Source organism: Pseudomonas sp. Sample_10, assembly GCF_004321495.1.
Taxonomy (GTDB): Bacteria; Pseudomonadota; Gammaproteobacteria; order Pseudomonadales; family Pseudomonadaceae; genus Aquipseudomonas.
This window is the reverse complement of sequence record NZ_RCOE01000169.1, coordinates 1-17,999: the sequence shown is the minus strand read 5'-3', so window position 1 is coordinate 17,999 and position 17,999 is coordinate 1. Positions and strand designations below refer to the sequence as shown.

Below are 17,999 nucleotides of genomic sequence, written 5' to 3'. Positions count from 1 at the left end.
CTTTGCTTTGCTTTGCTTTGCTTTGCTTTGCTTTGCTTTGCTTTGCTTTGCTTTGGCTTTGGCTTTGGCTTTGGCTTTGGCTTTGGCTTTGGCTTTGGCTTTGGTTTTTGATCTCTTGCCCCGTTTCCAGAGGCCGAACGCAGGTATTGCGTAGGGGGCACCTCGGCATGGATGCCGAGGTAGCCGCCCCCGGCCATGGATGGCCGATGGCGGCGGGCCCCCGGAGCAATGCCGGAGTGAGGGCATGCCGAGCCTTGGCGAGGCACCGAATGGTGGGGCAGAGCCCTTTGGTTACTTTGGGGCTTTTCCAAAGTGACCCGCTGTAAGAGCGGAACCATAAGCAGCCGTTACCGCAGCAACGGATATGTACACCTCACAACGTAAAAGCCGCTGTTACCGCAGCAACGGATATGTACACGAATCAAAAATGCGTAAATTGACACGAAGCCATCGCGCGCAGGCTCGCCGCCGTTACCGCAGCAACGGAAATGTACACGAATCAAAAATGCGTAAATTGACACCCACGGAACTCTTCAGTGGGGCATTAATCGCAAGTAAGACCGCGGCCCCTACGTGGGAGCCAGCCTGCTGGCGATGAACGATAACCCGGAAGAACTGCCGTCAGGCCCCACTCAACCCCTTGATCAGCAAATCCACATCGCCCTCCAACTCCGCCACCGGATCAGCCGCGTCGACACTCAACACCACCAACCGACTCCCGGCTTCAGCAATCACTGCTTTGAGCGCATCCGAAGGCTGGCGATGATGCAACACCAGCGCCACGTCATTGTCCTTGAGCGTCGCCCCCAACGCCTTCAACGCCTCAGGCGTCCACTCGGCATCGGGCCTCGCATCAAGGCCGACAAGCTCAAGATTGAGACCACTGATCAGGTAGCCGAAGTGATCGCTCAGGCTCATCACACTGAGGTTGTCAGCGGCAGCCAGGCGCGCCTCGCTTTGCGCGCTGAGCTTGAGCAGGCGCTGTTTGAGTGTCGCCAGATTGGCTTCGATTGCCGGCTTGGCCTCGGGCGCCAGGCGCACCAGGTCCGCCGCCATCACGTCCGCCATGCGTCCCATGTTGTTGCTGGCCAGCCACGGCTGACTGTTCAAGCCATCGACCTTGTTGCCAGGTTGCACGGCGATGCCTGGCAGGGCGCCGTCCACCGGGCGGGCGGCGTCGACTTCGACGATACGGATGTTGCTGCGCCGTGAGATCGGATACAGCGGATCATCCGGCCACAACGAACGCAGGCCGATCACCGCGTCGGCGTCGGCCGCCAGTTTTGCCAGCGCCTGAGCGCCCCGTCCGGTGAAGTAGGCGGTCTGACGGCTGCCGGGCAGATTGTCCGGCGCTGCGCGTTGCAGACTGACGTCGGTACCTTTGAGCAGCGCTTCGCCCAAGCCATAAGTGATCGGCAAGGACGCGATCACGCGCAGCGGTTTGTTGTTGTCAGCGGCGAAAGAGGCGGTAGTCAGCCCGCACAGGGTGATCGCCAGGGTCAATTGGCGTAGAGAAAAAGTCATTTATCCAAGGTTCCCTTTCAGGCTGGGGACGACGCCGCGCGCGATGGCGGCCAGGGCGAAGGCGATACCGGCCACCAGAATGATCGCGGCACCAGAGGGGATCGGCAGGTCGAAGACGATCGGCGCGAGAATCCCGCACAGTGTGCTGATCGTGGCGATCAGCACCGAACACCAGAAAAAGCCTTTCAACGATTGGCTGAGCAACCGTGCCGCTGCGGCCGGAATTACCAGCAGGGCACCGACCAGAATCGCGCCGATGACTTTCACCGCGGCGACGGTGATCAGCGTCACCAGAATCACGAACAGATAATCCAGCGACTTCACCGCTACACCGCGAACCGCCGCCAGTTGCGGATTGAAACTGGCGAGCATGATGCGGTTGTACAGCGGCAAAGCCAGGGCCATCACCAGCGAGCCGACGATGGCCAGCACCAGCAAGTCATTGCCGTTGACTGTCAGCACCGAGCCGAACAGCACGTTTTCCAGAATGTGCACGTTGATCTTGCCCGCCAGAATCAGCAGCAGGCTCGCCCCCAGCGCCAGGGACACCGACAGGAACACGCCGATCAAGGTGTCCGGTGCCAGGCCGGTGCGGTTGCGCAGGTAGTTGAGCAGGATGCCGAACAGCAGACAGTAGCCGAACAGGCTGCCATAAGGGCCGGTGTAGGGTTCGCCGAGCAAGATGCCGATGGCCACGCCGGTTAGTGCGGCGTGGCCCACCGCTTCGGAGAAGAACGCGAAGCGCTTGACCACCACCAGCGTGCCCAGACCGCCCAGTACCGGGCCGATCAACAGCCCGGCGAGCAGCGCGTTGACCACAAATCCATAGGCCAGCGCCTCAGGCAGATAACCCGACGATGCCCAGCCCTGGACCATCAGGCGAAAAGCTTCGTAACTCATCAGGCAACGCTCCGCGGGTGGGTCGAAAACAGGCTCAGCAAACGGTCCGGCGTCAGCGCCTGTTTCGGTGTGGCGTCGAACAGTACCCGGCGATTGAGACCGGTAACGTGATCGGCCAGACGGCCCACGGCCTCCAGATCGTGCTCGATCCACAACACGGTGATCCCCGCCGCACGCCAGTCGCCGAGCAAACGCTCGAACACCTGGATACCGGCCTCATCGAGGGCTGACATCGGTTCGTCGAGCACCAGCAATTGCGGCGCCGGAATCAGCCCTTGCGCCAACAACACCCGCTGACGTTCGCCACCTGACAGCGCACCCATGCGCCGCTTGCGCTTGTCCTGCATGCCGACCCGCTCCAGCGCCTCGCCAATCGCCGCCGCGTAGTGCTTGCTCAGACCGAGGAAGGCCGGGCGGCGCTGGCACATGGCAGCCATGAAATCGTCGACGGTCAGCGGCAGGCCGCGGTCGAACTCCAGGGCTTGTGGCACATAACCGATGGTCCCCGGTTCGCCCGGCCATTGCAGACTCAGGCGACCCTGATGCGGCATCTGCCCGAGCAAGGTCTTGATCAACGAACTCTTGCCGCCTCCGTTGGGGCCGACCAGTGCATGCACGCTGCCGGGCCGAACCTGAAAGCTGACCTTGTCGAGGATCGTCGTGCGACCCAACGTCAGGCTGACCTCTGCGAAATCCAGCGTTGGCCCCACCCCCTGTAGGAGCGAGCTTGTCGAATCGTCGCACCGTCGCGATTGCGGTGTTTCAGTTGACAGTGATGCTGGCTGACCGGACGCCTTCGCGAGCAGGCTCGTTCCTACAGGGCTTTGCGTGTCGGCCAGGATGGTTTCCTTCGATGTCATTGGCCTGACTCCTGAATCGCCCGCACTACGGTGTTGAGGTTACCGGTCATTTCCTTTTCGTACTTGTCGGCGGTGTATTCGCCGTAGGAAATATGGGACAGCGGATACAGCTTGACCCCGGATTCACGCTGAATCGTGTCGACATAGGACGACGGGAAATCCATCTCCGAGAAGATCACCTTCACGTCCAATTCACGCAGTTGGTCGATGGTTTTCTTCAACTGACTCGGGCTTGGTTCGATACCGTGGGCGGGTTCGACCACGGCGGTGACCTCCAGGCCGAATTCGCGCAGCAGATAGTCGTAGGCCGCGTGTACCGTGGCCACCCGCAGTTCAGCGTTGGGAGCCTGGGTTAGTCTGGCCAGGGCATCGGCGCGCATCTTGCGCAGGCGTTTGCCGTAGGCGCGGGCGTTTTCGGTGTAGGTCTTGGCGTTAACCGGGTCGAGTTTGCCCAGCTCCCGGGCAATGTTGTTGACCTGGGCAATCGACGCGCTGATCGACAGGAAGGTGTGCGGGTTCACCACCTTGCCGGCACCGCGCGCAGCGACGCCGGTGGCGGCCAGCAGCGGTACGTTTTCGTTGGCTTCGATCACCGGCACCTTCGGCGTTTCGCTGGCGGCGATCATGCGGTCGGCAAAGTCGTCGTGGCCCACGCCATTGAGCACGATTACATCGAGGCCGCTGATGCGCTTGATGTCTTCGGCGCGAGGTTCGTAGGCATGGGGATTGAAACCGGCAGGAATCAGCGGCACCACTTCGGCCTTGTCGCCGACGATGTTGGCCACGTAGCTGTAATACGGATGCAGGGTGATGCCGATGCGCAGGCGCTTGGCCTCCTCGGCGCTGGCCAGGGGTGTCAGCAGGCAGGCCAGCAGGCCGACCAGTGTCAGGCGCAGAATCGAGCGTAGCGATGAAATAGGCATGGGAAAGCGGTCTTCTCTCGGGTGAAAGCGAGGGTTCAGTGCCGGTGCTGGCGGGTCACGCCGGCATCGAATTGCGCGACGATCTGCTGCCAGCCGGCGCTTTCGAGCGCGGCATCGCTGAGGTCGGCAGGGGGCTTGAGGTCGGTGGCACGGTTGAGCCAGATGTCCGGCGCGTCATCCTCGGCGGTCAGGCGCATCAGAAACGAGCCGGCCACGCTGGCGACCTGGCTCTGGCCGAAGTAAGCCCTGGCATCGAGCAATTGCCAGGCATGGCCGCCGCGACTGACCGAACTGGCGTCTTGGGCAAACGGCGCGAAGCCCTCAGCGGCAAGGGTTTCAGGTGCCGGCAGGGTGTGTTGTTCCTGGCGCAGCAAGTGAATTTCGTCCAGCGTCACCCGCAGATCGGCGTAGATGCCTTGTTCTGAAGCGCTGAGGTCGCGTCGGGCATCCAGCTGATGGCTGTTGACGCTGCTCGCTTCCTGCGACTCACCGCGCCAGGCGACCACCGACCCGGCTACTGCCAGAATGATCAGGCACAGCAGCAATACGTAGAGCGTTTCATGACCGGCACCGGCCGGGCGGACGACTTGCGTGGTGGGCGGACTCATGCTCATGTCCCGGGCGCCTCGATGTCCGCTTGGTCGATTTCGACCACGTGGCCGGGGCCTGCGTCGAACAGCACATAAAACTCGGCGCCGGGCTTCTTGAAGGTCAGGGTCGAATCGGCCCCGAGCTTGCCTGGAACCAGAATGGTCTCGTCATAGCCGATCACGTCGAGGGTCACGCCGGGTGCGCCGCTGCCGTCGGAGAAACCGCCGGTGCACTTGATCTGCTCGGCGTCGATGGCCTTGCATTCGCACATCGGGTTGTGGGCCAGGGCGCTGGCGCTGAAACCGGCGCAAAACAATACAAGCGCAGCGCTGAGAGGACGGATAACGTTGATCATGGTTTGCCTCCTTGAATGCTCAACCAGGCGATGGTGGCGGGCGATGCCTGGCTCAGAGGAATGGATGCCTGATGCATGGAGCCGTCCCAGCCTTCCATGGTGATCCACAGTTCGGCGTCGGCTTTGGTTTTTTCCGGAATCGGCAACATGGCGCCCATGCGGTACGGCGTGCCGAAGAAAATCACCCCGGCGGCGCGCAGGCTGCGGGGTTTGCCGATGCGCAGGTAAGTGGCCTTGACCTGCTCGCGGCAGCTGTCGCACAGCGCGGCATTGAAGCTTTTCATGTGGCCGGCCGGGCCATCGGGCCGTGGTGCTTCATTGCGCAACTCAGCCAGACGCACGCTCCACGGGCCGACCTGAACTTCACCGATTTCTCGCTCGCCAAGCCCGGTGTCACCGCGAAACAGTGCGGCGTCGGCGAAGTACTTGGGCATGAAGCCCAGCGGCACCAGCAATAGCAGAACGTTGATGTGGAAACGCCATTTGTGCCAAAAGCGGCTCAGTGCCGAGCCCGGTTTTTCCGCGGCGAACAGGCTCATTGGCTGACCTCCGTGCTTTCACGGCTGGTCACCGGGATACTTTCGTTACGCGGGCGTTTGTGGCTGCGCTTGAGGGCATTGGCGGTAGCCAGGGCGGTGCGTTTGGTCCAGATCAACAGACCGCTGAGCACCATCATGCTCAGCAGCAGACCAAAGAAGAACCAGATCAGCTTGATCCACAATCCACCGAAATCACCGGTGTGCAGTGGACGCATGGACTCGGTCACGAATTCCAGGCCCGAGCGGTCCGACAGCAGGCGCGTGGCAGCCACCTCGCCGCTGTACGGGTTGATATCGGCGGTCTGGAACATCAGCGGATACCAACTGCGACCACCCACCGACAGGTAGCTGTAGGCGTTGGCCGGCATGCTGACAAAACTTTCGTCCAGGCCGGGAATGCGCGCCTTGGCTTCACGAATCGCGGCCTCCAGGCTGATCATCGGCGCCGCCGAACCATCCGCGGTGAGCGGCACGTTCTCACGCGGCACCACAGCCGCCACCGGAGCGGTGGAGATGGAAATCTGGTTGTCGAACATGAACGCTTCGATCAGGAACCAGGTACTGGTGACGGAAATCACCGCAATGAACCAGATCGACCAGATGCCGCTGAGCCGGTGAAAATCACCCCAGAAAATCCGCGCGCCGTGGCGAATGCGCAGGGTCGGGCGCAAGAAACCTTTCCAAAAGCGCTTGTACACCACCAGCCCGGTGATCAACGAAGCCAGCAACGGCAGGCTGAGGAACGACACCAGATACCAGCCCCAGCTATAGCCATTGGTGAACGGCACCAGCCACCAGCCATGCAGCGCACGGGTAAACGCCTTGAAGTTGAATTGCGGAGCAGGGCCTTGAATTACGCCGGTGTAGGGGTTGACGTAGACCGTCAGTGAACGCCCGTCGGGATAATTGACGCTGACGTCGAGGGCAAAGTGCGACTCGTCGGGACGACTGATGCTATCGATGATGATATCGGGCTCGGCCTTTTTGATCGCGCTGACGATCTGGTCGTAATTGAGCCGCGGCGCATCGTCCGACGGTTGGCTGGCGCGCATTTGCGGGTTGGCCAGCCAGACGATTTCCTGGCTGACCACGGCCAGTGTGCCGGTCACGCAGACGATCAGGACAAAAAACCAGATCGGCAACGCCAGCCAGCTATGGACCAGGAACCAAAGTTTTGAACGGGATTTCTTCGACATGATGAGGGTGTCTTATATCGATGAAAGGCCTCTGCTACGGGCTTCGCAGCGATGAGGTCCATGAAAGGCCCGGCCGTGGCTTTTGCCTGGGCGACAGGACTGCATCTATATAGGACGGATGAGCACCCAAAATCCCGAAGGGTGATATGAAAGAAAATGTTTCGCGTTGTCTTTCTTCTTCGTTCCCCGTAGGAGCCGGCTTGCTGGCGATGAATACCCCGCGTTCAACCAGACATCACGCGTAATCGTCAACGACCCTCGCCAGCAAGCCGGCTCCTACAGGTATCCCGGCGCTCACGCATGATGTGCACGCCATCAATCCCTGTGGGAGCGGGCTTGCCCGCGATGAGGCCTGTTCAGGCACCGAAGCTTTCAGCCCTGCTGAAACATCTCCTTGGCCCGCTGCTCAATCTGCTCTTGAGTCAGGTCCTCTTTACGGGTAGCCAAAAACCAGAGATGCCCATAGGGATCCTTCAAGGTACCGGTACGGTCGCCGTAAAACTGATCCTTGACCTCGGACACCACGGTGCCACCCGCGTCGATCGCCTGTTTGTAGGACTTGTCCACATCGGTTACATACACATGCAGGCCCACCGACGGTGAGTTGTCCGGATTGCTCAACGGCCCTTGATCGCATGGCGTGCCGAGCATGATCGGGCAGTCGCCGATACGCAGCTCGGCGTGTCCGATACCGCCGTCCGGCATCGACAGGCGCATGACTTCGATGGCACCGAAGGCTTTCTTGTAGAAGTCGATGGCTTCAGCGGCTTTGGCAATGCCCAGGTACGGCGTGATGCTGTGATAGCCCTCGGGAATGGGTTTAACGCTCATGATGGTTCTCCCTGTTCTTGTTGTGAATTCGCTGCTTTCTAGCAGGACCATCAAGTGTAGGAGCTGCCGAAGACTGCGATCCTTAGATTTGATCTTCAGCAGGTTTCAAGTTCACCCATTACATCAGGCTGCCGACAGGCGTAGCGCATCAATGCCACTGTCAGCACTTGGCCTGGTATTTGTCATGCAAGAACGGCGAGGATCAAGCCGTAGGTTGGGTGAGCAATACATTATTGGCGATCATTTCGCCGAACGGCCCTGCCAGGATGGTGAGGCCGCGCCCGGCGAGACTGGCGAAGGGTTCGGGCAACAATGTTATAAACGCGGTCTGTTATTCCTAAAAAGTCATAAAAAAGCACGTATAGAACTGTTACGACTATATAGCTCGAATCAGTCAAGCATCAGGAAAACTCGATAGCGACTATCGAGACGGTTGATTTCTGCTCATCCAATGGCGCGAGTAGCCTGTGTTCATTGCCCCGAACCCAGATGCCAGGACGCCGAACATGAAAACTTTCATCGCCACTTTCTTGCTGCTTGCGATCTCCGTACTTGCCGGATGTGCCAGCCATGTCTCCCCGGAACTGCGGCCCTACACCGCCGAAGAAACCCGGCAATTGGCTCTGGAAGCGTTGAATCGTCGCGGCTTGTCGTTCGATGAATACCACGCGAAAAAAGCGGAACTGCTCGGGCAGCCGCAAAAGACTTTTGGGTTCGACAGAAAGGGCGAGATGAACGCCGAACGAGCTGTACAGCTGCACGGTCGTCAGAGCTGAGCAAAAACTGTACGGGTTCAACTTTCTCCCAACTGTCCATGGGTTTCACCGAGGGTGTGCGATAGGGTCTATACCTGACCGACCCTGATGGACTGCACCCCCATGACGCTCTCGCTTGATCTGCTGCTGGGCTTTGCCCTGTTTGCTCTTGTGACCTCGATTACGCCCGGCCCGAACAACACCATGTTGTTGGCATCCGGCGTGAATTTCGGATTTAACCGCACGATCCCCCACATGCTCGGCATCACATGCGGCTTCTTCGTGTTGGTAGTGGCGGTGGGTTTCGGGTTGGGCGCGGTGTTCCAGACTTATCCCTTGCTCTACACCGTATTGCGCTACGTCGGCGCGGCGTATTTGTTGTACCTGGCGTGGAAAATCGCGCACTCGGGGCCGGTCTCGGACAGTGCGAAGGGCGAGGCGAAACCGATCAGCTACCTCGGTGCCGCCGCTTTCCAATGGGTCAACCCCAAGGCCTGGATCATGGCGATCGGTGCAATCAGCACCTACACGCCAATGCAGGGTTATTTCACCAATGTGATTGTTATTGCGGCGGTTTTCGCCCTGATCAACTTGCCCAGCGTCGGTGTCTGGGCGGCATGCGGCACGCTGCTGCGCAACGTTTTGAAGGATCGCCGCTGGCTGCGCCTGTTCAACTGGAGCATGGCTGCATTGCTGGTGGCGTCGCTGTATCCGATCCTGCTCGAAAGCTTCAACTGACGCATTGCTTCAACCGATTGCCCGATGCCTGTTAAGCTCACTTTTCAGGAGCGTTCCTACGCACTTTTAAATGAAGTTGTACTTCTTTAACGGCATCCGATCAGGTATTGGTAACGTTCTGAAAACCGCACGCAGCTCACAAGGCTGCGTTTCGCCGTTTGCAGTCACGAGCCTCCTGATCCCGGAACACGCTCTGCGAGTCTTTTATGAATAAACGTCCGCTGTATTTCGACTACGCCGCCACCACGCCGGTGGATGAGCGAGTCATCAAGGTCATGGTCGAGTGTCTGGGCTTCAACGGCAACTTTGGCAACCCCGCGTCCAGCTCCCACGCTTTCGGTCAACAGGCCCGGCAATCGGTCGAGCAAGCGCGACGCCAGGTCGCCGAGCTGGTAGGCGCCGAGGCTGAGCAAATCGTCTGGACCTCCGGTGCCACCGAATCCAATAACCTGGCCCTCAAGGGCGTAGCCCAGGCGCGCGGTGTCGCCGGCGGTCACATCATCACCAGTCAGATCGAACACAAGGCAATCCTCGACACTGCCCGTCAGCTGCAGGAGTGCGGCGTCGAAGTGACCTACCTGGTGCCGGACGCCGATGGTCTGATCACCGCGCAAGCGGTCAGCGAGGCCATGCGTGAAGACACCTTTCTGGTGTCGTTGATGTTGGTCAACAACGAGCTGGGCACTGTCAACGACATCCCGGCCATCGGCCAGGTAGTGCGCGAGCGCGGTGCGCTGTTGCATGTCGACGCGGCGCAGGGCGCGGGCAAGGTCAGGATCGATCTGGCCGAGTGGCCGGTAGACTTGATGTCGTTTTCGGCGCACAAGCTCTACGGCCCCAAAGGCATCGGTGCGTTGTACGTCGGCCCGCGGGCGCGCCCGCGTTTGCTGGCCCAGATCCATGGCGGCGGGCACGAAGGTGGCCTGCGCTCCGGCACCCTGGCAACCCACCAGATTGCCGGCATGGGGGCGGCCTTTGCCTTGGCTGCGGCTGCTTTCGACGAAGAAAAAGCCGTGATCGCGGGTCTGCGCGAGCGCTTGCTCGATCAGCTGCTGAGCATGCCCGGCGTGCGACTCAATGGCAGCCCGACCCAACGCATTCCGCACACCTTGAGCCTGACCTTCGGTGAAGGCGAGTTCAACTCAACGGCATTGCTCGCGTCGATCGCTTTTTCCGCGACCTCGGCCTGTAATTCCGCGAGCAATGCGCCGTCCCACGTGCTGCTGGCGCTGGGGCATGACGCCCGTTCGGCGAGTCGCACCATTCGCTTGAGCCTCGGACGTTTCACCACCGAGCAGGATATCGATCAAGCCGTACAACTGATTAAAACGGCCTGCACCAGTGCCCCGGCATTCTGGCAGTAAGGCGAAAAGCGCCGGCATTGATCGGCACTGAACAATAATGATGAGTGGTTAGCAGGAGTCATGATGAATACGCAGTTTTCGATTACAGGATCAGTGCCTCAGCGCCTGGCGCATACCCGCGAGCTGATGAGCCGGGAGGGCATTTACGCCTTGCTGGTGCCGTCGGCAGATCCGCACCTGTCCGAATATCTGCCGGGTTACTGGCAAGGGCGGCAATGGTTGTCGGGTTTCCATGGCTCGGTCGGCACGCTGATCGTCACTGCGGACTTCGCCGGAGTCTGGGCCGACAGCCGTTATTGGGAACAGGCAACGAAGGAACTCAAGGGCAGCGGCATCGAACTGGTCAAGCTGCAACCGGGTCAGCCAAGCCCCCTGGACTGGCTCGCCGAGCAAACCCCGGAAGGCGGCGTGGTGGCGGTCGATGGTGCGGTAATGGCCGTGGCCTCGGCGCGTACCTTGGGTGGCAAACTCGAAGAGCGCGGTGCACGCCTGCGCACCGACATCGATCTGTTGAGTGAAGTCTGGAGCGATCGCCCGACGCTGCCGAACGCGCCGATCTATCAACACTTGCCTCCGCAGGCGACAGTCAGTCGTGGCGAAAAACTCGCCAGGCTGCGTGAAACCCTGCAGGCACGTGGCGCTGACTGGCATTTCATTGCTACCCTCGATGACATCGCCTGGCTGTTCAACCTGCGCGGCGGCGATGTCTCGTTCAACCCGGTTTTCGTATCTTTTGCCTTGATCAGCCAGCAGCAGGCGACCCTGTTTGTGGCGCTGAGCAAGGTCGACGCCGAGCTGCGCACGGTCCTTGAACAGGACGGCGTGACCCTGCGTGACTACAGCGAAGTAGCCGACGCCTTGCGCGCGGTGCCGAACGGCGCAAGCCTGCTGGTCGATCCGGCTCGCGTAACCGCAGGTTTGCTGGATAACCTGAACGATGGCGTCAAACTGGTCGAGGGCTTGAACCCGACGACCCTGGCCAAGTCGCAGAAAAGCCTGGCCGATGCTGAACACATTCGGCGGGCCATGGAACAGGACGGCGCGGCACTGTGCGAATTCTTCACCTGGCTGGACTCGGCACTGGGCCGCGAACGCATTACTGAACTGACCATTGACGAAAAACTCACCGCTGCCCGTGAACGTCGTCCGGATTACGTGTCGCTGAGCTTCAATACCATTGCCGCATTCAACGCCAACGGCGCCATGCCGCATTACCACGCCACCGAAGAAGAGCACGCAGTGATCGAAGGTGACGGTCTGCTGCTGATCGATTCCGGCGGTCAATACCTCGGCGGCACCACCGACATCACCCGGATGGTGGCGGTGGGAACGCCGACTGACGAGCAGAAGCGCGATTGCACCCGTGTGCTCAAGGGCGTGATTGCCTTGTCCCGCGCGCAGTTCCCGAAAGGCATTCTGTCGCCACTGCTGGACGCCATCGCCCGGGCGCCGATCTGGGCCGAAAATGTCGATTACGGGCACGGCACCGGCCATGGTGTCGGTTACTTCCTCAATGTTCACGAAGGCCCGCAAGTCATTGCCTACCAGGCCGCGCCGGCGCCGCAAACCGCGATGCTGCCGGGCATGATCACCTCCATCGAGCCGGGTACATATCGTCCTGGTCGTTGGGGCGTGCGCATCGAAAACCTGGCGATGAACCGCGAAGCAGGCAGCAGCGAATTCGGCGAGTTCCTGAAGTTCGAAACCCTGACCCTGTGCCCGATCGACACCCGTTGCCTCGAAACCTCGTTGCTCAACGAAGAGGAAAAACAATGGTTCAACGCTTACCACGCGCAAGTGCGGGAGCGTTTGAGCCCGTTGCTCGACGGCGCCGCCCTTGAGTGGCTGAACACACGCACTGCGGCTATTTGATTGCTTGCAGCTCGGGCGCTGCCTCCAGCGCCTGGCTCATGTAGTCGACAAAGGCTTTGACCCTGGCGGATTGGCGACGATTCGCCGGGGACACGGCATGTATCGGCAGTGACTGCGCACTGTAGTCCTGCAAAATCGCGGTCACTTTCCCTGCTTTCAAATCCTCGCTGAACAGCCACACTGGCGACAATGCAATCCCCAATCCCCCCAGCACCATTTCGCGAATGGCTTCGGAATTGTTGCTCTGCGCATTGCCTTTGATCCGCACTTCATGACGACCAGTACCATGGTCGTAAACCCACAGGTTTTGACTGGTCAGCAGATTGAACTGCAGGCAGTTGTGCTCGCGCAGATCCTCCGGCTTTTGCGGTTCGCCGTGTTGTGCCAGGTACTGCGGCGTCGCGACGGTTAGCCGGTGAGTGGTGCCGATCTGCCGTGCAATCAGGCCGCTGTCGTTCAACGCACCGATCCTGAACGTGACATCCAGGCCTTCGCTGACCAGATCCTGGTTTTGATCGCTCAGTTGCAGGTCAATCTGAATCCCGGGATAACGCGCGAGAAACGCGGGCAGGCGCGGCGCGATCTGCAGGCGCCCGAAACTGACGGAAGAACCGATTCTCAAAGGGCCGGCGATGGTCTCCCGCCCAGATTGGAAACTGTGTTCGGCAGCGTCCACGGCAGCCAGTATTTGCCGACATTGATCGTAGTAACGCTGACCTTCGTCAGTCAGCGATAACTTGCGGGTACTGCGAGCGATCAGTTTTCCGCCCAGTTCGCTTTCCAGCGCGCGTAGCACTTTACTGATGGTTGGCTGACTGGTCTGCATCTCTCGAGCGACGGCGGAAAAGCTCCCGCGTTCGACCACTCGGACGAAGATCGCCATTGCGTTTAATTTATCCACGAGACGCCTCATTAATGCTTCAACGGCATACGAACTATAGCGATCTGGCGTCTTATCGGCATGAGTTGGAAGGTTGAAGATCGTTCCTACAACCACCTCTGACGGGAGTATGCGAAATGACTGACTCAATGCAAATGCGTGCACAGATTGTTGAATCGGCTAATGCGCCGCTACGATTGGTGTCCATTCCCAAGCCAGCTCCAGGTGTGGGGCAGGTACTGGTACGGGTCGCGGCCAGCGGGGTGAATCCATTGGACGGCAAGATTCGTGCGGGCCAGGCCGCTCATGCGCGGCAACCGTTGCCGGCCGTGTTGGGCATGGATCTGGCGGGTACCGTTGAAGCGTTGGGGGAGGGCGTAAACGGCTGGGTGCCGGGTGATGAGGTCTATGCCATGGCAACGGGGATTGGCGGCGTTCAGGGTTCGCTGGCCGAGTACGCGGTGGTCGATGCACGGCTATTGGCGCGTAAACCGGGCAATCTGAACATGCGCGAAGCGGCCGGGTTGCCGCTGGTGTTGATTACAGCGTGGGAAGGATTGGTCGACCGGGCGCAGGTGCGAGCAGGGCAAAAAGTGTTGATTCACGGTGGGGCAGGGGGTGTCGGTCATGTCGCGGTGCAGATCGCCCGTGCATTGGGGGCCGAAGTTTTTGCCACGGGCTCTGGGCGACACCGGGAAACTATCGAGGGCCTGGGCGCAACGTTCATCGATTACCGCCAGTCTTCAGTCGAAGAGTACGTGGCGCAATACACAGCCGGGCAGGGCTTCGATATCGTTTACGACACGGTGGGCGGTGAAACCCTGGACCTCTCTTTCAAGGCTGCGCGGGTGTATCACGGACATGTCCTCAGTTGCCTTGGGTGGGGGCAGCACAGCCTCGCGCCGCTCTCGTTTCGTGGGGCGACCTATTCAGGTGTGTTCACTTTGCTGCCATTGCTGACGGGCGAGGGGCGTGAGCATCACGGCGAGATTCTTCGGCAAGCGGCAGGTTTGATCGAGGCAGGCAAGCTCAAGCCCATACTCGATCCGCGCCGATTCAACCTGCAAAACGCCGAGACCGCCCATGAGCTGCTGCAATCGGGAGCAGCGCAGGGACGGTTGGTTATCGAGATCTAGTTCAGGGCTTCAAGAACGAAGTCCAATCGATCCTGGCCGAAGAACAGCTGATCATCGACAAACATGCTCGGCGCACCAAATACTCCGCGCTGCACTGCTTTTTCGGTATTGACCTTCAATGCGGCTTTGATCTCTTCCTCGGCGGTCAGAGCCAGCACTTCGTCGGGATCGAAGCCGTTTTGAGTCAATACTGCGGCGACCGTTGCCGGTTCATCGAGGCTGCGACCATCAACCCAGAGCGCTTTGAACAGACAATCGACGAATGCCAAAAAACGCTGCGGATGGCGCAACTGCATGCCAGTGACGGCACGCATCAGCATGAGGGTGTTGATCGGGAAATGCGGGTTGAACTTCAACGGCACGCCATATCGTCTGGCATAGCGGTCAAGGTCCTGAAACATGTATTTCCCCTTGGCCGGAATAGTCGCCGGGGAGGCATTGCCGGTGGCTTTGAAAACGCCACCAAGCAGAATCGGAACGTAGATGAGTTGGCTGTCGGTTTGTTCACAGATCTTGGGCAACTGGGTGTACGCCAGGTAAGTGGCGGGGCTGCCCAAGTCGAAGTAAAACTCCACGGTTTTGCTCATGGTCGTTGCGCTCTGATTGTTGTTGTAGGGGGGGAAGGCTTACCAGCGTTCGCTCCATGGGCGCAGGTCCAGCTCGAAGGTCCAGGCGTCGCGAGGCTGGCTGTGCAGGTACCAATAGTTCTCGGCAATATGCTCGGGGTTGAGAATGCCGTCCTGGTCTTTGGTTGCGTACTTTTCGGGAAAGCTGTCGCGGATGAAATCGGTATCGATCGCACCATCAACGATGACATGGGCGACGTGAATGTTCATCGGCCCCAGTTCACGGGCCATGCTTTGCGCCAAGGCACGAATGCCGTGCTTCGCTCCGGCAAACGCGGCAAACCCGGCGGCGCCGCGCATGCCGGCGGTGGCGCCGGTGAACAGGATCGTTCCCCGTTGTCGCTTGGCCATGCGAATGGCTACCTCGCGGGCATTGAGAAATCCCGAAAAACAGGCCATTTCCCAGATCTTGAAATACTTGCGGGCGGTTTCTTCCAGAATGCTGCAAGGCACGTTTGCGCCGATATTGAAGACAAACGCTTCGATGGGGCCAATGTCGTTTTCAATCTGCTCGATCAAAGCCACCACTTCTTCTTCCTTGCGTGCATCGCAGGCAAAGCCGTGAGCCAGTCCTCCGTCCTCCAGAATCGAATCAACCAGCGGCTGGAGTTTGTCTGCGCTGCGACGGGTGACACAGGCTGTGAATCCTTCCTTGGCAAAACGCTTGGCAATAGCGCCCCCGGTGGCATCGCCAGCACCAACAACCAGTACGACCTTCTTGTTATTCATGGCTAGAGCCCTTTGGTAAACGATCGTTAACTAAACGAACGTTATGCTACGATTCGACAGGCGTCAAGACGATCAACTCTGAGGGAAAGGCCATGCGTTACTCAGCTAATCACAAGCTGCAAACCAGGGAAAAACTACTGCAGAGCAGTGCGGTATCGGCCAAGAGATCCGGTTTTTCGACGGTGGGCGTGGATGGCTTGATGAAGGCGATCGGCTTGAGTGGCGGGGCTTTCTACAGCCACTTCTCCTCAAAGGACGAGTTGTTTGCTTCAGTTGTCGAACGTGAACTGAGGCAAAGTCTGGAGCGATTGGGAGCGGAGCAGGATCGTGACAAGCTCGAGCGTTGCTTGAAGCAGTACCTGAGCATGTCCCACGTCGAACATCCGGAAACGGGCTGTGCACTGCCGGCATTGGGTGCGGAGATAGCCCGTTCCGACGTGACGATTCGCCAGGAGGCTGAGCACTGGATTTGTCGGTTGCAGGAGAGCTGGGCGCAGGTGCTGGAGAGCGACAGCCTGGCTTGGGCCATCCTGTCGCAATGTATCGGGGCGTTGGTGGTGGCGAGGATGCTCGCCACTACGGAGCTTCAGCATACCGTGCTGAAGTCCAGTTACGATGAAATCGGACGGCAAATGGCGAGTCCGAGAACCTGACAACTCGCAATCTATTTGCAGATGACGATCATGCTGCGACTGGTATAACCGGCAGGATTGAGGCCAAACGGATAGTCACCGGGCTCTTCAACCGCATCGCCTGACTTGGCGATGACCTTGTACCCTTTCGGTGCGCACGAGTTAGTGGCACTGGCGTAGCACTGATCCCAAGAGGACGACAGCCCTGAACAGTTGATGTGCAGCCCTTTCCTGCCATGTTTGACCTGGGTCTTCGATGTCGCTGAGCAGCCCGCAATCGCGAGTACGGCGATCAAAATCAAAATTCGTTTCATTGCTGTCCTTGTTGCTGTCCCGGATCTCGCGCCCGGTCTGGCAGTATTCGCTTTCGCATGAAGCGTGTTGATATCCCTTTCTTCAAAAGTCCATGGCTGACATTGGGTTGCGGGGCTAAACATGGCCTAAATGAGCGGCAAATACCAGAGGCTCGTCAAATCTTGCATCAATCGGCAGCAATGGCAGGCTTGGCGGAGCTGCCCATGGTCATGGTTGCACCAACGGATGCCAGGATGATGCACAAGATAGCCATCCACTGTGACAAAGACAGGTACTCATTGAGGAACAACAGACCTGACAGCGCGCCAAATGCCGGTTCGATGCTCATTAATGTGCCAAATGTTCTGGCGGGCATACGTGTGAGAGCGACCATCTCCAGGGTATAGGGGAGGGCAGTGGACAGAATGGCGACACCGATGGCAATCGGAATCAGTGACGGGGTCAGCAGCGCGGCGCCGGCGTGAACTATGCCTATCGGTGCTACGAACAGGGCGGCAATCATCACCCCTAACGCAGCAGTCTGTACGCCATTGTCGGCTCCGGCTTTTTGCCCGAACAGAATGTACAGTGCCCAGCAAACACCAGCGCCCAGTGCGTAACCGGCACCTACCAGGTCGATACCCGCAGTTGTCGCGCCGGTCGGTATCAGCAATAGCAAGCCAACCGCTGCAAGAGCAATCCACAGGAAATCGATGGCACGGCGTGAAGCATAAATGGCCACGGCCAATGGGCCGGTGAACTCAAGGGCCACGGCGATACCCAGGGGTACTGTGCGCAGTGACATATAGAAGAGGAAGTTCATGCCGCCCAGTGCCATGCCATAGACGATGACAGTGCGCAGGGATTTGGCGCTGAGCTTCGCACGCCATGGGCGCAGGAGCAGCAGCATGATCACGCTGGCAAATATCAAGCGCAAAGTGGTGGTCCCCTGGGCGCCAATAACTGGGAACATGCTTTTCGCCAGGGAAGCTCCGGACTGGATCGATGCCATGGCTATTAAAAGCAGGCCGACCGAGAACAGGGTCGAGGCAAGACTGCGAGGCTGGTCATTCATTGAAAGGCATCGTCCAAAGTAGGGTGAAGCTGGAGCGTAATTGTTGTGTTGGGCAATATACTGCGCATTCCTTGATGGCGCGTCTATATATAAGCAGTGAATTTGCTCATCCTGATAGAAAAACCAAATCAACGCTTGACGGCAGATCTCAGGTGTCTATAATTCGCCCCACTTCCGGC

20 protein-coding genes and 1 pseudogene are annotated in these 17,999 nt (G+C 59.4%); 6 read left to right on the top strand and 15 right to left on the bottom strand.

Translation table 11 applies throughout. The features are described from left to right. Positions 1 to 621: 621 nt before the first annotated feature. The 10 genes and pseudogenes from D8U18_RS16785 to D8U18_RS29050 form a co-directional block, all read right to left on the bottom strand. Positions 622 to 1,524 (bottom strand): zinc ABC transporter substrate-binding protein, encoded by a 903-nt coding sequence (locus D8U18_RS16785; protein WP_131108038.1) that lies wholly within the window; start codon positions 1,522 to 1,524, stop codon positions 622 to 624. Further along, entirely contained in the window at positions 1,525 to 2,424 is a 900-nt protein-coding gene (locus D8U18_RS16780; RefSeq protein WP_056856331.1) for a metal ABC transporter permease, read from the bottom strand. Beyond that, positions 2,424 to 3,284 carry a metal ABC transporter ATP-binding protein gene (locus D8U18_RS16775; protein ID WP_131108037.1) on the bottom strand — a complete coding sequence of 287 codons (861 nt, stop codon included), beginning with the start codon at positions 3,282 to 3,284 and terminating at the stop codon, positions 2,424 to 2,426. Before D8U18_RS16775 ends, D8U18_RS16780 begins: the two co-directional genes overlap by 1 nt. Then, positions 3,281 to 4,207, bottom strand: coding sequence for a metal ABC transporter substrate-binding protein (locus tag D8U18_RS16770; RefSeq protein ID WP_056856329.1), 927 nt, complete (start codon positions 4,205 to 4,207; stop codon positions 3,281 to 3,283). Before D8U18_RS16770 ends, D8U18_RS16775 begins: the two co-directional genes overlap by 4 nt. A gap of 35 nt (positions 4,208 to 4,242) precedes the next feature. Continuing rightward, a complete protein-coding gene (locus D8U18_RS16765) occupies positions 4,243 to 4,815 on the bottom strand; it encodes a DUF6162 family protein (protein ID WP_130908006.1) in 573 nt (190 codons plus the stop codon). A 2-nt stretch (positions 4,816 to 4,817) separates the two neighbouring features. Next, the gene (locus D8U18_RS16760; RefSeq protein WP_130904061.1) at positions 4,818 to 5,153 is read right to left on the bottom strand and encodes a hypothetical protein; all 336 of its coding nucleotides are present in this window, start codon (positions 5,151 to 5,153) and stop codon (positions 4,818 to 4,820) included. Further along, positions 5,150 to 5,692 (bottom strand): thiamine pyrophosphate-binding protein, encoded by a 543-nt coding sequence (locus tag D8U18_RS16755; RefSeq protein WP_130908004.1) that lies wholly within the window; start codon positions 5,690 to 5,692, stop codon positions 5,150 to 5,152. Before D8U18_RS16755 ends, D8U18_RS16760 begins: the two co-directional genes overlap by 4 nt. Then, entirely contained in the window at positions 5,689 to 6,888 is a 1,200-nt protein-coding gene (locus D8U18_RS16750) for a PepSY domain-containing protein (RefSeq protein ID WP_131108036.1), read from the bottom strand. The genes D8U18_RS16755 and D8U18_RS16750 overlap by 4 nt, the downstream gene beginning before the upstream one ends. 372 nt (positions 6,889 to 7,260) lie before the next feature. Then, positions 7,261 to 7,719, bottom strand: a complete 459-nt coding sequence (locus tag D8U18_RS16745) for a VOC family protein (RefSeq protein WP_056856324.1) — start codon at positions 7,717 to 7,719, stop codon at positions 7,261 to 7,263. 202 nt (positions 7,720 to 7,921) lie between these two features. Beyond that, positions 7,922 to 8,032 (bottom strand): annotated as a pseudogene (locus tag D8U18_RS29050) (hypothetical protein); the annotation flags it as partial. A gap of 193 nt (positions 8,033 to 8,225) precedes the next feature. Between D8U18_RS29050 and D8U18_RS16740 the strand changes: the two are divergent. From D8U18_RS16740 to D8U18_RS16725, 4 genes are all read left to right on the top strand, one after another. Beyond that, the gene (locus D8U18_RS16740) at positions 8,226 to 8,495 is read left to right on the top strand and encodes a hypothetical protein (protein WP_056856323.1); all 270 of its coding nucleotides are present in this window, start codon (positions 8,226 to 8,228) and stop codon (positions 8,493 to 8,495) included. Between the two features lie 102 nt (positions 8,496 to 8,597). Then, positions 8,598 to 9,212 carry a LysE family translocator gene (locus D8U18_RS16735; RefSeq protein ID WP_056856322.1) on the top strand — a complete coding sequence of 205 codons (615 nt, stop codon included), beginning with the start codon at positions 8,598 to 8,600 and terminating at the stop codon, positions 9,210 to 9,212. A 206-nt stretch (positions 9,213 to 9,418) separates the two neighbouring features. Beyond that, entirely contained in the window at positions 9,419 to 10,576 is a 1,158-nt protein-coding gene (locus D8U18_RS16730; protein ID WP_131108035.1) for an aminotransferase class V-fold PLP-dependent enzyme, read from the top strand. Between the two features lie 63 nt (positions 10,577 to 10,639). After that, entirely contained in the window at positions 10,640 to 12,448 is a 1,809-nt protein-coding gene (locus D8U18_RS16725; RefSeq protein WP_131108034.1) for an aminopeptidase P family protein, read from the top strand. Here the strand turns inward: D8U18_RS16725 and D8U18_RS16720 are convergent. Then, entirely contained in the window at positions 12,441 to 13,361 is a 921-nt protein-coding gene (locus D8U18_RS16720; RefSeq protein WP_177435031.1) for a LysR family transcriptional regulator, read from the bottom strand. The two genes, D8U18_RS16725 and D8U18_RS16720, sit on opposite strands and share 8 nt — an antisense overlap. A gap of 104 nt (positions 13,362 to 13,465) precedes the next feature. Here D8U18_RS16720 and D8U18_RS16715 point away from each other — a divergent pair, with 104 nt between their 5' ends. After that, positions 13,466 to 14,464 carry a zinc-dependent alcohol dehydrogenase family protein gene (locus D8U18_RS16715; RefSeq protein ID WP_131108032.1) on the top strand — a complete coding sequence of 333 codons (999 nt, stop codon included), beginning with the start codon at positions 13,466 to 13,468 and terminating at the stop codon, positions 14,462 to 14,464. On the opposite strand, the gene D8U18_RS16710 is transcribed toward D8U18_RS16715, so the two are convergent. Both D8U18_RS16710 and D8U18_RS16705 read right to left on the bottom strand, forming a co-directional pair. Beyond that, the gene (locus D8U18_RS16710) at positions 14,461 to 15,051 is read right to left on the bottom strand and encodes a 2-hydroxychromene-2-carboxylate isomerase (protein ID WP_131108031.1); all 591 of its coding nucleotides are present in this window, start codon (positions 15,049 to 15,051) and stop codon (positions 14,461 to 14,463) included. The two genes, D8U18_RS16715 and D8U18_RS16710, sit on opposite strands and share 4 nt — an antisense overlap. Before the next feature lie 39 nt (positions 15,052 to 15,090). Then, the gene (locus D8U18_RS16705; protein ID WP_056856316.1) at positions 15,091 to 15,819 is read right to left on the bottom strand and encodes an SDR family oxidoreductase; all 729 of its coding nucleotides are present in this window, start codon (positions 15,817 to 15,819) and stop codon (positions 15,091 to 15,093) included. A gap of 92 nt (positions 15,820 to 15,911) precedes the next feature. Here D8U18_RS16705 and D8U18_RS16700 point away from each other — a divergent pair, with 92 nt between their 5' ends. Further along, complete coding sequence (locus D8U18_RS16700) at positions 15,912 to 16,472, top strand: TetR/AcrR family transcriptional regulator (protein ID WP_056856315.1); 561 nt, start codon at positions 15,912 to 15,914, stop codon at positions 16,470 to 16,472. An 11-nt stretch (positions 16,473 to 16,483) separates the two neighbouring features. Here D8U18_RS16700 and D8U18_RS16695 read toward each other — a convergent pair whose 3' ends face one another. Continuing rightward, positions 16,484 to 16,765 carry a hypothetical protein gene (locus D8U18_RS16695; protein ID WP_056856314.1) on the bottom strand — a complete coding sequence of 94 codons (282 nt, stop codon included), beginning with the start codon at positions 16,763 to 16,765 and terminating at the stop codon, positions 16,484 to 16,486. Between the two features lie 167 nt (positions 16,766 to 16,932). Then, the gene (rhtA, locus tag D8U18_RS16690; RefSeq protein ID WP_056856313.1) at positions 16,933 to 17,820 is read right to left on the bottom strand and encodes a threonine/homoserine exporter RhtA; all 888 of its coding nucleotides are present in this window, start codon (positions 17,818 to 17,820) and stop codon (positions 16,933 to 16,935) included. Positions 17,821 to 17,999 lie beyond the last annotated feature (179 nt).

Excerpts from the sequence above, each read along its gene's own strand:
- D8U18_RS16695 (WP_056856314.1), bottom strand. The coding sequence starts at position 16,765 with ATGAAACGAATTTTGATTTTGATCGCCGTACTCGCGATTGCGGGCTGC.
- rhtA (WP_056856313.1), bottom strand. The coding sequence starts at position 17,820 with ATGAATGACCAGCCTCGCAGTCTTGCCTCGACCCTGTTCTCGGTCGGC.
- D8U18_RS16760 (WP_130904061.1), bottom strand. The coding sequence starts at position 5,153 with ATGATCAACGTTATCCGTCCTCTCAGCGCTGCGCTTGTATTGTTTTGC.
- D8U18_RS16725 (WP_131108034.1), top strand. The coding sequence starts at position 10,640 with ATGAATACGCAGTTTTCGATTACAGGATCAGTGCCTCAGCGCCTGGCG.
- D8U18_RS16780 (WP_056856331.1), bottom strand. The coding sequence starts at position 2,424 with ATGAGTTACGAAGCTTTTCGCCTGATGGTCCAGGGCTGGGCATCGTCG.
- D8U18_RS16710 (WP_131108031.1), bottom strand. The coding sequence starts at position 15,051 with ATGAGCAAAACCGTGGAGTTTTACTTCGACTTGGGCAGCCCCGCCACT.
- D8U18_RS16740 (WP_056856323.1), top strand. The coding sequence starts at position 8,226 with ATGAAAACTTTCATCGCCACTTTCTTGCTGCTTGCGATCTCCGTACTT.
- D8U18_RS16700 (WP_056856315.1), top strand. The coding sequence starts at position 15,912 with ATGCGTTACTCAGCTAATCACAAGCTGCAAACCAGGGAAAAACTACTG.
- D8U18_RS16765 (WP_130908006.1), bottom strand. The coding sequence starts at position 4,815 with ATGAGTCCGCCCACCACGCAAGTCGTCCGCCCGGCCGGTGCCGGTCAT.
- D8U18_RS16730 (WP_131108035.1), top strand. The coding sequence starts at position 9,419 with ATGAATAAACGTCCGCTGTATTTCGACTACGCCGCCACCACGCCGGTG.
- D8U18_RS16720 (WP_177435031.1), bottom strand. The coding sequence starts at position 13,361 with ATGAGGCGTCTCGTGGATAAATTAAACGCAATGGCGATCTTCGTCCGA.
- D8U18_RS16750 (WP_131108036.1), bottom strand. The coding sequence starts at position 6,888 with ATGTCGAAGAAATCCCGTTCAAAACTTTGGTTCCTGGTCCATAGCTGG.
- D8U18_RS16785 (WP_131108038.1), bottom strand. The coding sequence starts at position 1,524 with ATGACTTTTTCTCTACGCCAATTGACCCTGGCGATCACCCTGTGCGGG.
- D8U18_RS16705 (WP_056856316.1), bottom strand. The coding sequence starts at position 15,819 with ATGAATAACAAGAAGGTCGTACTGGTTGTTGGTGCTGGCGATGCCACC.
- D8U18_RS16735 (WP_056856322.1), top strand. The coding sequence starts at position 8,598 with ATGACGCTCTCGCTTGATCTGCTGCTGGGCTTTGCCCTGTTTGCTCTT.
- D8U18_RS16755 (WP_130908004.1), bottom strand. The coding sequence starts at position 5,692 with ATGAGCCTGTTCGCCGCGGAAAAACCGGGCTCGGCACTGAGCCGCTTT.
- D8U18_RS16770 (WP_056856329.1), bottom strand. The coding sequence starts at position 4,207 with ATGCCTATTTCATCGCTACGCTCGATTCTGCGCCTGACACTGGTCGGC.
- D8U18_RS16715 (WP_131108032.1), top strand. The coding sequence starts at position 13,466 with ATGACTGACTCAATGCAAATGCGTGCACAGATTGTTGAATCGGCTAAT.
- D8U18_RS16745 (WP_056856324.1), bottom strand. The coding sequence starts at position 7,719 with ATGAGCGTTAAACCCATTCCCGAGGGCTATCACAGCATCACGCCGTAC.
- D8U18_RS16775 (WP_131108037.1), bottom strand. The coding sequence starts at position 3,284 with ATGACATCGAAGGAAACCATCCTGGCCGACACGCAAAGCCCTGTAGGA.